The following is a 14542-nucleotide window of genomic DNA, read 5'->3' as shown; positions in this document are numbered from 1 at the left end:
GGGGCGTTCATAATTTTGAACGCTATCTATAGTATTGATTGTAATTGATTATTTTCCTTGCTTTCTCAGAATCTCAAAAAAGAGGTGTGCTCGGATATACCAACTTCAACAGATCGATTTTGTGATCCTTTGATCTTTGTTGAATGAGGCCGATATAAGAGTGAGATATGCGATGAACTCTTGGTTAGTTCTATTACGATGCTCATGATATTTTGTACTTTCAGCTAGTGCAGTACCGAAATGACTTTCGTCATCTCGGCTGTAATACATTCTTCATTAGAAGCTTGGGTAAAGAAAAATAATAGGTTGTACATCTTTAATTCAGAATTTCTAATGCACAAGCAATTCTTACTTTAAGGCAAGCGATTGAGCAAATTCTATAATGTGAGTTGGCTGCCAAACTGATTGGTTTCGGTGCGAAACGACAACCAGTGTGCAGCTTTGTTCGCAAATAGCTTTGGCAACGCGCTTTTCCGTCTCCTCATCCAATGCCGAGGTGGCCTCATCCATTATCAGAATCGATGCATTTTTGATAAGCGCGCGTGCTAAGGCAAGCCTTTGGCGTTCCCCTCCCGATAACCCCGCACCTTGTAAGCCGACTTCTTGGTATATGCCCAGTTCTGATCTGTCTAATACTTCATCCAGTGCCACTTGGCGTGCCGCTTTATCTACGGCTTGATCGTCGGCATCAGGGTTACCAATGCGAATATTACTGGCAATGGTGCCTGTAAAGATGAGTGGATCCTGCGGCACATAGGCGAAAAAGCGGGCAAGTTCAGCAGCAGGGATTGACGTGAGTGGTACCTTGCCCAAATTGATCAGGCCTAGGGTGGGATCATCAAAGCGCATTAATAGCTTAAGTAGGGTTGTTTTTCCAGAACCGCTAGGGCCACAAATCAGTACGCGTTCACCTGGTTCGATAATGGCATTGATATTTTGCACCGCAGGGGGAAATGTTACGTTATTCAGTTCGATTGTATGATTGTGCGGTGTCTTTTGTTGCGCTTGGCTTGGCTCTTTGAGCGTTGGCGCATTAGTCGCTTGTCGATAGTGTTTAATAGCCGCTAACTGATCATTAATGCCTATTGCCGCCACGGCGAGAGTCTCAAGTGGCGCTGATGCGCGCATGGTCAACATCAAGACAGCGAGCAGCATTGTCGTATTGTTTACGCCTGATAACACGAGATAGAGAGCCATGCCGGCAATAGGTAAAAAGCTGGCGATAGCCGACAGTAATGTTGCTATAGCGGCGGCGCGATTAGTTCGACCCAGTGCGATTTCTTGCGCCTGCCAGTTTTGCTCTAAACGCTCGGTCGCACGATTGTATCCCGCTGCTGTACGGAGTAATTCTACGTGATCTATAAGTTCAAGAGTGGATTGATTCGTTGCCAGTTCAGCGTTGTTTCGGTCCATATCTGCGCGGGCAAGGGCCCGTTGCGCCATACTCTGAATCACAAATGATATGAGCAACAAGCTAGCCAACATCATTACCAGTGGTATGCCACCGATCAATCCGATGCCAAAAGTAATGCAGAGCGGAATAAGCGGTGCATGAATAAAGACCTGAAATTGATGTGCCGGAATACTCATAAAGCCAGGAATACTCCGAGAGACGGTTTCTATAAGTAGTGTCCTGACACTGGGTGTAAACCAAGAGAGCTTAGCTTGTTGCATGGTCGCGCCTAGGGCACTGTAGAGCGCATTAGCTAGCCTTGCGCCAGCCCAAAAACCAGAACGCGAAGCCTGTATTGTGGTGAGTATGGTTATCGCGGCAATGAATAGCACTATTTGTGGTGATTGCTGCTCAATAATGGCTAAAGCCAGTTGAATGTAGCATGCCGCTTCCAATATGGCCGCCACAGCCCAACCGAAGGCAACAGGTATTAAGTGTTTTATGGCGGCGTAATCTTGGGGACGATTTATCATTGGCCTTCTCCTTCTATGTGATGATGCTTGAGTGTGAGCTTGTCATCCGCCAGCTCAGAAAGCGTTAAGTCATGGGTGACCATCACAATCGTTTTGTGGTTTGTTTTTGCGTGATGGCTTAGTGCTGTGAACACGTTAAATGCCGTTTCGCTGTCTAGGGCCGATGTAGGTTCATCAAGCAATATCACGCGAGCGGGTGAAAGAAACACACGGGCAAGATTAACCTGTTGTATTTCACCACCAGACAAGGTGTTTGCATGAGTATTTAAGGGTTTATCCAATTGTGCACAGTGTAATGCCACTAAGTAATCTTCATCCGTGGCATCAGGTGCGGTGAGCGCGAGATTGTCGGCGATGGAGGTTGCCAGTAGTCCCGCACTTTGCGGTAATAGCATGATCGCGCGATTAATTGAGGCTTCATCCATCTCATTGAGTGCAATACCAGCGAGTCGAATATCTCCGGTATTTAGCGGCTCCATGCCAGCTAATAAGCGCAGCAATGTGGATTTGCCAACACCGCTGATCCCTGTCACTGCCGTGATTCTGCCAGATCTAAATTGATAGTTAATTGGCACTGTTTTACTGCTTGTAGACAGTGAAGGCACGACATCGGTGAGAGTGAGCGGCATAGGTGTATTAAGCTCAATATTGCCGCTACCAACAGGGACTCTCGACTGCCCAAGAAAATCCGTTAGTCGCTGAGCTGCAGCGCGGCCCGTGGCAAGATAATCGAGCCCATGCCCAAGCTTTAGGGCTGGCGTGACTATGGCCAGACTGAAGAACAAGACTGCAGCAAGCTTTTCTGGGGGCCATTCATACCCGATGGCATAGACAATAGCAAAAGTGCAAACAGCCTGCAGTAATGATGTGGCCACTGCGACTGAAGTGGATACCTTGCTTACCCGCTCTATGATCTCCTCAATAAAATGCTTAGTTGCCTTTTGGTAGTCGGCTATTGCGCCAGTTTGATCGCCATAAATTCTAAATACTGGTGCACCACGTGAGTAATCATCCACTGCAGCAGTGATATTTCCCATCACATTAACTCTTGCTTCACCCTGTTTAGCAGCAAGCCTTGGTACCACCACCAAATAGAAAAGCGCGGCGACGAGGCCTGGGATAAGGGCAAGTAATGACACTGGGCCCGCGCTTAAGATCAGCAAACCGATAGTAATGGCAGGGACAATGATAAAGGTCGCTAATTCTGAGGGTAAATGCGCGATCATATGATGCAATGACGCTATGTCATCGACCATTAATCGCTTTAACTTTTCGCCCTTATATTTTGCCAAAGTACTTGGTGGCAACCTAACAAGATGCGCTGCAACATCACGCTTAAATCTTCCAGAAAATTGCGCCTCAGCATTGTGATTAATCCAAGAGGCGCTACCAGAAAGCTGTGCCGACAATATCCAAAATATGAGCGCACCCGCTAACCAAAATGAATGATACCCAGCAATAAGCTGTATTACGCACCAGAGTGCGCTTAGTGCCATCACGCCGGTACCAGCCGCTAGTAATGTTCCGATAGTGAGTGCGGGAATCATCGGACGTAAGGCCAAAGCTAGTTTTGAATGGGGGCTGAAAAGTAACTGCATTTTAATGTTCACCTAAAAAATCGAAGTGGATCAGGCCGGGCTTCTGTCTGGAAAGTGTGATTAACACAAGGCCAATGAAGCGATGAAGTCTTGATATCACTGAGTAAAAAATAGTCTGAGTGCCAGAGTTTATGGGCAAATGAACATCCACGAGCCAAATTCCTTGTTTCATAAAAATTGAACCGCCATGAGATGGCGACCATATTAAGCGGTCATTTTTATTTATCAACATGGTGTTGATAAATGTTTTGAACGGCGATAATATAATTGATAACTATTCTCATTGGCAACAAATCTTTCGTATAAGGAGTTATTAAACATGCCCCGATTTGGTAAGTTTTACCCACAATCAAAGTGGGTTATCGGTTCTCTTGCGCTGGGGCTTAGCGCTATTTCCGGCTCAACTATTGCTGACAGTGGAGCTGCTCCAGATAAGCAATCCAAGCAACAAGATGCAGCGGGAAACATTGAAGTCATTACCGTTTACGGTCAGAAAATCGAGCGAACGTTGAAAGAAACTGTGAGTTCAGTGACGGTCATCACTGAAGAACAGTTGAGGAAAAATGCGGACCAATCAACGATTTCAGAAATTCTCGGCGGTACACCAAATTTAATTTATGCCGGAAATACCGATGCGCCCATTATCCGCGGCACGGATACCAAAGGGCCTGTAGCAGCGGGTAATGCCTATTTATCTAAGCCTGTACCCGGAGCAACTATCAGTGTTGATGGTAAATATCTGAGCCCCGCAGAACTGGATTTAGGCGCCGCAGGCGTGTGGGATGTGTCGTCTATTGAAGTCTATCGTGGTCCGCAAACGACCAGTCAAGGAGCCAACAGTATTGCTGGCGCCGTAGTCATTCATACCCATAACCCCACTTATACGCCAGAGTTTGCAGCGCAAGCACTTTATGGCAGTCGGAATAAGAAGCGCTTTTCGGTCATGGCGTCCGGTGCGCTAAGCAATGACTTTGCCGCAAGAATTAGCGCAGATTACAGCGCTAGAGATACCTTTGTTGATTACGTTAATCCAGAATTTACTGCCCATGATTTGGATTTTGAGTTTAAAAACCAAAATCTACGGGCGAAGTTGCTATGGGAACCAGAAAAATACAGTAACTTTTCCGCCATGCTGACTTATTCCTCCACTGAGGCTAAACGTCCCAGAAATGAGGTGGTATCAGAACCCTATGATGACTTAGAAAATCGTTCAATTTTTCAGGACAATCAAGAAGTCAGTAATCATGTCGGGATTTTTGATCTTGAATATGTGTTCGACAATGGGATGAAGTTACATAACCAACTGCAGTACTCAGAAGGGCAGTTTGATTATCGATTTGCAGCACCTTATCAAGGGATCGCAAAACGAGATAATGAAAACTTTTCGAATGATATAAGGCTGAACTTTGGTGACAAGAGTTCAGAGTTTAGTGGGGTTGCCGGTGTCTTCTACTGGGACGATAAAACGAATAACAAGTTGAACAACGTATTTGGTAATGCCGACGCCGATCTGAGGCATACCAGTTTTGCCCCCTACGGTGAAGTCATATGGCGCTTCTCGCCTAAGTGGGCATTCACCAGCGCACTTCGTTATCAGTCTGATGAAATTAGCCACGATGGTATTGCCAGCTACATCCCAGGTGTGCGCCATCAATATGAAGAGACGTTTACGGCGTTATTACCTAAGGTTGCCCTGTCCTATGATCTGACTGATAACGTCCTAATCGGCGCTATGATCAGTGAAGGCAATATTCCTGGTGGTACAGGCATTAACTTCCGCGGTGGCGAATATTATACATTCGATGCCGAGTCGGCATGGAACTATGAACTTTTTACCCGTATCGATCTGCTTGAACAACGCTTGATCATAAATAGCAATCTCTTTTACACCCGCTTTAAAGATTCACAACGTTCAGTTACTGACTACCTAGATGGACGACCCTTTGGTTCTGTCATTATTAATGCTGATGAAGCGCAAAGCTATGGGATTGAATTAGATTGGAACTTTAAAGTTGCCGATAGTTTTAGCTTATATGGTGGGCTGGGTTTACTTGAAACTGAGATCAGTGAATTTAATGACTACCGTGGCGAGGAGTTTGTCGGCAACGAGTTTAGTAAAGCGCCAGGATATATGTTCAATCTTGGGTTTGACTATGCGATCACAGACGCCTTTAAAGTGAGCGGTGATGTGCGTCATACGGATGGATACTTTTCAACGGATACCAATGAGCCTGAGTTAAGAGTGGGGTCTTACACAACGGTAAACCTGAATTCTTCCTATCAAATCAATCAATATTTTGAAGCCTTTGTTTATGCACGCAATTTACTGGATGAACGTGCTCCTGTGGCAAAAATGGCTGACAGAAGTACCGGAGGCGTGGATGCATATTTACTTGAACCACGAGAAATAGGCGTGGGCGTTAGGGCGAAGTTTTAGCGGCTAGCTTCTACCCGCTGTATTGGGTATTGCCATGCAGCGGCTAGCTTCTACCCGCTGTATTGGGTATTGCCATGCAGCGGGTAGCAAGAGCGGTTAGAATGGCATTTTTGCCTTGGAAACCTTATCGATATGACACAAGTACCGGATCAACCGACTCAAAAACGCCAGCGAGGCAGACCTAGCCGTATTTCCCGTGAGGCTATCGCTAGAGCCGCGTTGGAGATTGGAGTTGATCAAGCGACCATCCCAGCTATAGCGGCGCATTTAAAGGTCGATCATTCTTCACTCTACCATCACGTAGCAGGTCGGAATGATGTTATCTCCATTGCCGCAGAGCTTGCAATTAATGAGTTGGACTGGCGAGCGCCAGCAGCCACAGATTGGCGGAGTGAATTGATCATATTGACCGATGCCATTTGGACACTCTATGAGCGTCATCCTGGCCTCGCTGAATCTATCCATCAGGCCAGTGTTACACCGTCATCGGGTATACGTTCTTTTGCTGAATCGGTCGAAAAGCTGCAACTCAAAGGCTTCTCCCTTGATGAGGCAGTGCTTGCCGTTGATATCTTAGTTGACATGGTGGGGGAGTGTTTTTTGGGATGGTGGTCAACCACTAAACCAGAAGCCGATGGCCGAACGCGTAAAGAGCGAATTATCGCAATTTGGGAAGATGAAGCCACCAAGCTCCCTGATAAAGCTGAGCAGATAAATGCGATGGTAGACATCATGAAGGTCGGTGCCCGCAAATGGTGGGAGCGAAAACGTGACTTAGTGTTAGCGGGTATTGCCGTTACCCATGCTCAAAAGGCAGGGGGATCCGATAAGGTTCAAACATAGTGCATCGATATGAACATTTCATAGCGGCTGCAGATTAGTACAAGATTTATTGCGTATAGGAAGTATCAGTTTGTGAAGGTAGTTTATGCACTGACGTGCTTTTTTGTGCTTTGTTTCGCCTCACTGCTGCTAGGTGCAAAGTATGCCTCTGTGACGCAGATGCTGACGTTCTCGGATGATGTCTGGTTGGTGTTATCTGCGAGTCGTCTACCGCGGCTTTTTGCCTTGATTTGCTCAGGCGCAGGGCTCGCTGTCTGTGGTGTGATTTTGCAGCAGATTGTGCAAAACAAGTTTGTTGAACCTGCTACTTGTGGCGGGCTTGATGCCGCCAAACTAGGCATATTAATTTCAATCATTCATGCTCCAAGTATGGGTGTCACCGCCAGAATGTTAGGCGCTTTGGTTTTTTGCCTGCTTGCGAGCTTAGCCTTTATTCTGATTATTCGTGGTATTCGGTATAAGAGTCCGGTGCTCATTCCAATTATTGGGATTATGTTTGGCAGTGTACTCAGTGCGATAGCGGAACTCTATGCCTATCAAAACAATATGATGCAGAGTATGCAGGGATGGATGCTGGGTGATTTTTCAAAAATCGTGCAAGGTAACTACGAAATCATCTATCTGATCCTTCCCATAGTCATGCTGACCTACCTTTATGCGCAGCGCTTTACCATTGTAGGAATGGGCGAAGGCTTGGCTACCACACTAGGACTGAGTTATTTCAGTCTAGTTATCTTAGGGTTAGTACTGGTTTCCCTAACCATAGCCACCACAGTTATCACAGTCGGGAGTATTCCATTTATTGGTTTAATTATTCCTAACCTTGTCGCTATGCGTTACGGCGATAATTTAAAACGTACTTTGCCTATTATCGCCTTTGCTGGCGCAACGCTATTGATTATCTGTGACCTACTTGGTCGGCTTATTTTATATCCGTTTGAAATTCCTATAGGTCTAACGGCAAGCTGTTTAGGTGGGCTCATCTTTTTAGTTATCGTTTGGAAAATCAAATGAAAAACAGTGCATGGCATTTTTTGAGCTGGGGGCTGCTTGTAATATTAGCAGTCACATTTTTATTGATGGGCTCAGGTTTTGATTTTGACTATGTCATACCTAATCGATTGGTGCGTTTGGGTACAATTTGCCTTGGTGGTGTCTGTATTGCGTTTTCCTCGATACTGTTTCAGACCTTAGCTGGAAATCGCATTTTAACGCCATCTATCATGGGGTATGAAGGGGTTTACTTGATTTTGCAGGCACTGCTGATCCTTATCTTAGGGACGGGCAGCAGTATTTTGATCACCGCTAACAGTAATTTCTTTGTTTCAGTCGTAGTGATGTTGCTTTACTCAATGGCGATTCATCGTTGGCTATTTAGCGGAGATCGACATGATGTATTCTTCCTACTGCTTGTTGGCTTAGTACTTACTGTGGTGTTAGGCAGTTTTACTCAGTTAATCCAATATTCTATCAGTCCTAGTGAATTTTCAATTTTCCAGAGCTATAGCCTAGCGTCGTTCAACCGCGCTCAACCAGAGCAATTACTTATTTCTTTAGTGCTTGTCGGTGCCGTGTGTATTGTCGCTTGGAGATCGCGAGCTGTGCTCGATGTATTACTGATGGGACGAGAGCCGGCAATTTCTCTCGGTATTGATTATCAAAAAGTGGTCCGCCTGTTATTAGGCCTTATCGCGGTATTGGTCGCAATATCAACCAGCTTAGTAGGGCCTACGGCCTTTATGGGGATATTTGTCGCGAATATGGCCTATACACTGGCAAGGCATCCGTCGCACTCATTTACCTTGATAACAGGATGCGCCGTTGCTATCTCAGTTTTTCTTATCGCACAAATACTTGTTGAGCACCTGTTTAATTATCAAACCAGTGTTGGGCTGTTAATTAACTTATTTTGTGGTGCCTATTTCTTTGTATTAATTCTTAAACCTCGGAGCGCAGTGTGATTACCGTCAATAACTTACATCATTCTTATGGCGCGAAACCTGTGCTTAAAAATGTTACCACGCAATTTCCCGAACATCAGATTACATCACTCATTGGTCCCAACGGCGCTGGCAAAAGTACCTTATTGATGTCGATTGGTCGGTTACTGAATATCCAGCAGGGCGAGGTATTACTCAAAGGTACTGCTATCCACAACATTCCCCTGAAGGATTACGCCAAGCAAGTGGCAACTATGCGTCAGTTTAACAGCCTCAATTTACGCCTGACGGTCAGGGAGTTAGTGGCATTTGGTCGCTTTCCCTATAGTCGAGGCACACTCACAAAGGCAGATCATTGTGCCATTGATGAAGCTCTGTCGTTTTTAGCCTTACAGTCATTAGCTAATGCATTTATCGATGAGCTTAGCGGCGGACAACGCCAAATGGCCTTTCTGGCAATGGCGATTGCACAGCAAACAGATTATTTATTGTTAGATGAACCACTCAATAATCTGGATATGAAACATGGCGTTAGCATAATGCGGGCGCTTCGCCATCTGTGTGACGACTTCAAGCGAACGGTAGTGTTAGTGGTTCACGATATTAATTTTGCGGCTAATTACTCCGACTATATTGTCGGCATGAAGCAAGGCGCTGTGCATTGCGAAGGACCCGTTGAAGAGGTTGTTACAGCACAAAGGTTAAAAGCACTGTACGAACTGGATCTTGAAGTGCTGAAAACGAGCCAAGGAACAGTTTGTAACTATTTCAACTTCAACTTACAAGGAGAATACAAGTGACGTCGAAATGTAAAAGCGGTACTAAAGTGATGGCGATTCTGTTATTTAGCTCGGCTTTTTTGCTGGCCTGCGACAATAAAAGCGAGCCAGTACAGCAGACGATTCTTGCAACGTCTGATACTAGCGAGTCAAATTTTACACCTGTTGAAATAACCCATAAGTTGGGCACTACAGTTATTACAAAACGGCCGGTACGCGTTGCGGCCCTCGATATGAATGAAGTCGATTATCTCGAACAGCTAGATATTCCCATTATCGGCATGCCAAAGGATTTTGTTCCTTACTACCTGCAGGACTATAGCAACAACAATGATATCGTTGATTTAGGCGCCATAGTTCAGCCCAATATGGAACGTATTTATGCACTTAAACCCGATTTGGTGCTGATGTCATCTATTCAAGCAACTCATTATCAGGCGCTTTCGAATTTGGCTCCGACCATTCATTTGGATATTGATTATCAAGACAGCAACAGCGATTACTTTGATATAGTCAAACAACACTTGTTGGTGCTGGGGAAAGTATTTGATAAGCAAACCTTGGCAAAACATAAAGTGGATGAACTGGAAAGTAAGATCGAAGCCGCCAGAATGGTTATTCAGGATAGGCCTGAGAAAGCACTCGTGGTGTTACATAATAATGGTGCTTTTCGATTCTTAGGTATTCGTTCTCGGTATGGGTTCATTTACAGTGGGCTAGGGGTTAAACCCGCTAGTTTATCAGAGCAGATGGGATTGCATGGCCAACCCGTGTCAAGCGAGTTCATTCTTGAAAACAATCCTGACATCATTTACGTGGTAGACAGAACCGCAGTAATGGAGCGAAGCCCTGTATTGGATAAACAGTCCATAGATAACCCTCTCTTACGTGAGACGAATGCTTGGAAGACGGGGAACATCATTTTTGTAGATCCTGAGGCTTGGTATATCACAGGGGCCGGAATAACATCCCTTAACATCATTATTGATGATGTATTAAAGGGCTATGTAAAGTAGCAGGTTGCAAATCGTCTATGGACGGCATAGCTAATGACTCATGAGATAAGTTACCTCTTGTAACATTTAAGCCCTACGGCTTAGGTAAATCGGTTTGCAACTTTAGTAGTGCTTAACATACAATCGCCTGCCAAATTATCTGAGGAAGTAGGGTTTGAATAGTGTGATACAAACAAGACGCACCCTAGCAATATGGCTTGCTGCCATATTGGTGCTATTGTCTGTTGCCATTGCTGTTCACAGTGTTTCCCATGCTAGTGAAGACTCCAAGGCCAATTGTTCGCTGTGCTTACATCAGCACCAGTTGCAACATGCGCTAACCAGTACACCCTTTCATTTCCAACTCGCTCAACAGGGTTATATTTCGGTTGAGTTTCAGGCCGTTTCCTTTAAGCGACCTTTTAGTCGTTTCTTCAATAGTCGTGCTCCGCCCATAACAGCATAAGTTACTGTTTATTTAATTTATCTTAATTAACTTTGAGCGCCTTGGCTTAGCTAAGGCGCCGATGCTGTTTATTTTCGGAGTGAAAATGACTTCTTTTTATGTCCCTAAGCGCACTGCGCTGTTGCTGGGCGCCTTGTTTGTGCTCAATCCTATTTCAATGCTGTTGGCCGCAGAAAGCAGTCAATCGAGTTCACAAGCTATTGATACTGTAAGTGACGCAGTGCTTGACACTGACATTGAACGTTTAAGTATCCACTATCGCCAAGCCTATCGTGGCAATGTGTCCTCAACTGAACTTCCCCAAGCGATCAGTGTGTTAGACGAGCAATTGATAAAAGATGCGGGACTGACGCGGTTTCAAGATGTACTGGACTATTCCGCGAGTGTGGCGCGGCAAAATAATGGCGGCGGCTTATGGGATAGTTTTTCCCTACGCGGCTTTCCGGGCAACGAAAACATGCCATCGGGGTATTTAATTAATGGATTTAATGGTGGCCGAGGTTTTAGTGGTCATAGAGATTTATCAAACGTTGCCTATGTCGAGATTTTAAAAGGCCCAGGTTCGGCACTTTATGGCCGCTCGGAGCCCGGTGGCACAGTTAATATCGTCACTAAGAAACCCCAATATGAAACCAGTGGTTATTTAAAGGCGTCGGCTGGGAGTTTCGACCAATATCGGTTAGAAGGTGATGTGACCTCTGGTTTAACCGATAACTTGGCATTTCGGATTAATGGCGCTTGGCAGGAACACGATAGTTTTCGTGATTATGTGTTTAGCGATAAAAAAATCGTTACGCCGTCTATGCGTTGGCAGATTTCCGAAAAAGCTTCCTTGCTGTATGAAATGGAATACCTCAAGCAGGAACAGCTATTCGATCGCGGTATTATTGTGCTCAATAACGATATTAATACCGTACCCCGCTCGCGTTATTTAGGTGAGCCTAATGATGGCGCAACGGAGGTGAATGCCACAGGGCATCAGCTGACCTATGACTATGAATTAAATGATGATTGGTCATTAACTGCTGGCTATAACTACCGAGACTCTAGCTTGAAGGGGTATTCGTCTGATGCTGAGTTAGCAAAGGGGCGGCAATCGCTATTTGATGATGGTCGCACACTGACTAGGCAGCACAGATATCGTGACTACGCCTCTGAGGATAATTCGCTGCGTCTAGAGTTAAGTGGCCATATGGATACGGGTTTTATTCGCCACAATTTGCTGCTCGGCGCCGATGCCTATCGCTACAGTTTAAAAACAGGCTTGTATCGCTATCGCGGCCAAAAGGGCGAATATGCCATTGATATTTATGAGCCGCAATATGGCGGACCTCAGCCAGAGGTGAGTTTGTTGTATGAGAATAACGAGACTCAAAAGGCGTGGGGGACCTATCTGCAAGATCAAATGGATTTAACAGAAAAGTGGAAGTTGCACCTTGGGTTAAGGTTCGATAGTTATCAGCAAGATATCAGTGAAGTCGCGAAAGATACTCTGTCAGAGCAAACCGATAGTAGAGTCAGCCCCAAGGTGGGTCTGGTGTATTTATGGTCCGATGCCTTAAGTTTCTATAGCTCTTATTCTGAAGGCTTTTTACCGCTTTCTGGAACTGACTTTGCGGGTAAGCCCTTCGAAGCGGAAGAGAGTCAGTCGGTTGAACTGGGGATGAAGTTTAATGGTACTTGGTTAAACGATCTTCCTATAAACGGTAGTTTAGCCGTGTTCGATGCCCAAAAGAGCAATATCTTGACCTCAGATCCTATCAATGTTGGTTTTTCTGCCACCTTAGGTAAAGCCAAAAGTAGCGGCGTTGAACTCGATTTAGTTGCCGAGCTGACGGAGGATTTACAGGCAAAATTATCCTACGCCTATTTGAATACCCGCACTGCCAACGACAGCTTGAATCCCGACTGGGGCGTGCTTATCCCTGCGGGAAGTCCATTGGTGAATGTGCCCAAACATACCGCGAGTGTGATTCTGAAACAGGATTTGAATAGGCTTTCTATTGATGGACATTTAGGACTGAGCTGGCGATATGTGGATTCGCGCCTCGGTGATTCTGCCGATCCTAGCTTTCAATTGCCTTCTTATCAGTTAGTTGGACTGTTTATGAATACTCACCTGAGCGATAACTTCATCCTTGGCGTCAATCTGGACAACTTATTGGATGAAGATTACATCGCCAGCAGTTATTCAGCGCTCTGGGCTGTGCCGGGTGAGCCACGTAGCATTAAAGTGAGTGTCAGCTATGAGTTCTAACATTTCTAATAACAGCTCTAACATCAGTTCGTGCATAAACACAAGTCCTGAGTTACCGTCAGGTTTTGCCGTCCAAGAATCGACTCCAGCTATCGTCCGAACTGGTATCAAGAGTCGCATCAATAGTATCGATATGATGCGCGGCCTGGTGATGCTCATCATGCTGCTCGACCATGTGCGGGAACGGTTTTTCCTGCATATGCAGGTGAGCGACCCCATGGATTTGAGTTCGACCTCTTGGGGACTTTTTCTAAGCCGCTTTGCCGCGCATTTTTGTGCGCCAGTGTTTGTGTTTCTAACGGGCGTTTCTGCTTGGCTTTATGCCAATCGCAGTCATGGACAGCCGCGTTCAGCGCGGGCGTTTTTGATTAAACGTGGCTTATTTTTAATCGTGCTCGAAATCTTAGTGATTAATATCTCTTGGATGGGCAACTACCACACGCTCTGGTTGCAGGTCATTTGGGTGATCGGCCTGAGCATGTTAACGCTGGCGGCACTGATAAATCTGCCTAGACATTGGATGGCTGTTTTAGGGTTAGCGATTGTCTTTGGTCATAATCTGTTGACGCCAATTCATTTTCAGCCGAGTGAATGGGCTTATAGCCTGTGGACCCTATTGCACGACCGCGGATATCTTGTCAGTGAAGGGGCGCTTAAGATCAAAGTGAGTTATCCTGCGCTGCCTTGGATGGGCGTGATTTTACTGGGTTATGTGGCTGGGCCTATTTTCAGTCAAAAACTGAATAGTAATCTGCTTGAAGCCTCGCAGCGCCAGCAAACACTGCTGAGGTTAGGGATAAGCTGTTGGGTACTTTTTGCAGTGCTACGCGGGTTTAACCTCTATGGCGAAACCTTGCCTTGGCAGGCGGGGGCACATTTGGGTGAAACCTTAATGTCGGTATTCAACTTAACCAAATACCCACCATCATTAAGCTTTTTACTGGTGACCTTAGGCGGCATGTTTTTCTGCTTGGTGGTGTTTGAGCGACACTTTTCATCAGCAGGAAAAGCGGGCGAGAGTGGTAGTGAGAGATTAGCGCGAGTCGGCCATGGGTTGTCTGTGTTTGGCTCAGTACCTATGTTCTTCTATATCTTACATTTGTACGTGTTATTAATGCTTTATAGCTTAGCGAAATTCATTTTTGGTGCGAACCATGGTGAATTATTTGGGGTGAATAGTATGGGATGGATTTGGTTCATCGCGGGCGTGTTAGCTATCGCGCTGTATTATCCCGTTAAGCGGTTTAGCGAGTATAAAAAACACAGCACTCAGGCTTGGATTAAGTACCTCTAAATTAAAA

The 14542-nt window shown here is 45.5% G+C and carries 11 protein-coding genes; 9 read left to right on the top strand and 2 right to left on the bottom strand.

Translation table 11 applies throughout. The features are described 5' to 3' along the window. Positions 1-348: 348 nt before the first annotated feature. Both Q4Q50_RS14610 and Q4Q50_RS14605 read right to left on the bottom strand, forming a co-directional pair. Entirely contained in the window at positions 349-1926 is a 1578-nt protein-coding gene (locus Q4Q50_RS14610) for an ABC transporter ATP-binding protein (protein WP_311899918.1), read from the bottom strand. Beyond that, positions 1923-3524 (bottom strand): ATP-binding cassette domain-containing protein, encoded by a 1602-nt coding sequence (locus Q4Q50_RS14605; protein ID WP_311899917.1) that lies wholly within the window; start codon positions 3522-3524, stop codon positions 1923-1925. The genes Q4Q50_RS14610 and Q4Q50_RS14605 overlap by 4 nt, the downstream gene beginning before the upstream one ends. A 319-nt stretch (positions 3525-3843) precedes the next feature. Here Q4Q50_RS14605 and Q4Q50_RS14600 point away from each other — a divergent pair, with 319 nt between their 5' ends. The 9 genes from Q4Q50_RS14600 to Q4Q50_RS14560 all read left to right on the top strand — a co-directional run bounded on the left by Q4Q50_RS14600 (position 3844) and on the right by Q4Q50_RS14560 (position 14535). Continuing rightward, positions 3844-5961 carry a TonB-dependent receptor gene (locus Q4Q50_RS14600; RefSeq protein ID WP_311899915.1) on the top strand — a complete coding sequence of 706 codons (2118 nt, stop codon included), beginning with the start codon at positions 3844-3846 and terminating at the stop codon, positions 5959-5961. Positions 5962-6093: 132 nt separating this feature from the next. Beyond that, a complete protein-coding gene (locus Q4Q50_RS14595; protein WP_263205826.1) occupies positions 6094-6804 on the top strand; it encodes a TetR/AcrR family transcriptional regulator in 711 nt (236 codons plus the stop codon). Positions 6805-6876: 72 nt separating this feature from the next. Beyond that, on the top strand, positions 6877-7818 hold the full coding sequence (locus Q4Q50_RS14590; protein ID WP_063883358.1) for an ABC transporter permease: 942 nt from the start codon (positions 6877-6879) through the stop codon (positions 7816-7818). Next, positions 7815-8765 (top strand): iron chelate uptake ABC transporter family permease subunit, encoded by a 951-nt coding sequence (locus Q4Q50_RS14585; RefSeq protein WP_311899909.1) that lies wholly within the window; start codon positions 7815-7817, stop codon positions 8763-8765. The genes Q4Q50_RS14590 and Q4Q50_RS14585 overlap by 4 nt, the downstream gene beginning before the upstream one ends. Further along, complete coding sequence (locus tag Q4Q50_RS14580; protein ID WP_006086973.1) at positions 8762-9544, top strand: iron ABC transporter ATP-binding protein; 783 nt, start codon at positions 8762-8764, stop codon at positions 9542-9544. The genes Q4Q50_RS14585 and Q4Q50_RS14580 overlap by 4 nt, the downstream gene beginning before the upstream one ends. Continuing rightward, positions 9541-10539 (top strand): siderophore ABC transporter substrate-binding protein, encoded by a 999-nt coding sequence (locus tag Q4Q50_RS14575; protein ID WP_311899907.1) that lies wholly within the window; start codon positions 9541-9543, stop codon positions 10537-10539. Before Q4Q50_RS14580 ends, Q4Q50_RS14575 begins: the two co-directional genes overlap by 4 nt. 154 nt (positions 10540-10693) lie before the next feature. After that, positions 10694-10984, top strand: a complete 291-nt coding sequence (locus Q4Q50_RS14570) for a DUF2607 family protein (protein WP_028761491.1) — start codon at positions 10694-10696, stop codon at positions 10982-10984. Positions 10985-11069: 85 nt separating this feature from the next. Further along, the gene (locus tag Q4Q50_RS14565) at positions 11070-13241 is read left to right on the top strand and encodes a TonB-dependent siderophore receptor (RefSeq protein ID WP_311899905.1); all 2172 of its coding nucleotides are present in this window, start codon (positions 11070-11072) and stop codon (positions 13239-13241) included. Next, the gene (locus Q4Q50_RS14560; protein WP_311899903.1) at positions 13231-14535 is read left to right on the top strand and encodes an acetyltransferase domain-containing protein; all 1305 of its coding nucleotides are present in this window, start codon (positions 13231-13233) and stop codon (positions 14533-14535) included. Before Q4Q50_RS14565 ends, Q4Q50_RS14560 begins: the two co-directional genes overlap by 11 nt. The last annotated feature ends 7 nt before the right edge of the window (positions 14536-14542 follow it).

The organism is Shewanella scandinavica, from assembly GCF_031932065.1.
Lineage (GTDB): Bacteria > Pseudomonadota > Gammaproteobacteria > Enterobacterales > Shewanellaceae > Shewanella > Shewanella baltica.
The sequence above is the reverse complement of the archived record's forward strand: the minus strand, read 5'-3'. Positions and strand labels throughout refer to the sequence as shown.

What these genes read in the sequence shown, in the direction of transcription:
- Q4Q50_RS14605 (WP_311899917.1), bottom strand. Translation starts at nt 3,524, where the DNA reads ATGCAGTTACTTTTCAGCCCCCATTCAAAACTAGCTTTGGCCTTACGT.
- Q4Q50_RS14560 (WP_311899903.1), top strand. Translation starts at nt 13,231, where the DNA reads ATGAGTTCTAACATTTCTAATAACAGCTCTAACATCAGTTCGTGCATA.
- Q4Q50_RS14610 (WP_311899918.1), bottom strand. Translation starts at nt 1,926, where the DNA reads ATGATAAATCGTCCCCAAGATTACGCCGCCATAAAACACTTAATACCT.
- Q4Q50_RS14595 (WP_263205826.1), top strand. Translation starts at nt 6,094, where the DNA reads ATGACACAAGTACCGGATCAACCGACTCAAAAACGCCAGCGAGGCAGA.
- Q4Q50_RS14585 (WP_311899909.1), top strand. Translation starts at nt 7,815, where the DNA reads ATGAAAAACAGTGCATGGCATTTTTTGAGCTGGGGGCTGCTTGTAATA.
- Q4Q50_RS14565 (WP_311899905.1), top strand. Translation starts at nt 11,070, where the DNA reads ATGACTTCTTTTTATGTCCCTAAGCGCACTGCGCTGTTGCTGGGCGCC.
- Q4Q50_RS14600 (WP_311899915.1), top strand. Translation starts at nt 3,844, where the DNA reads ATGCCCCGATTTGGTAAGTTTTACCCACAATCAAAGTGGGTTATCGGT.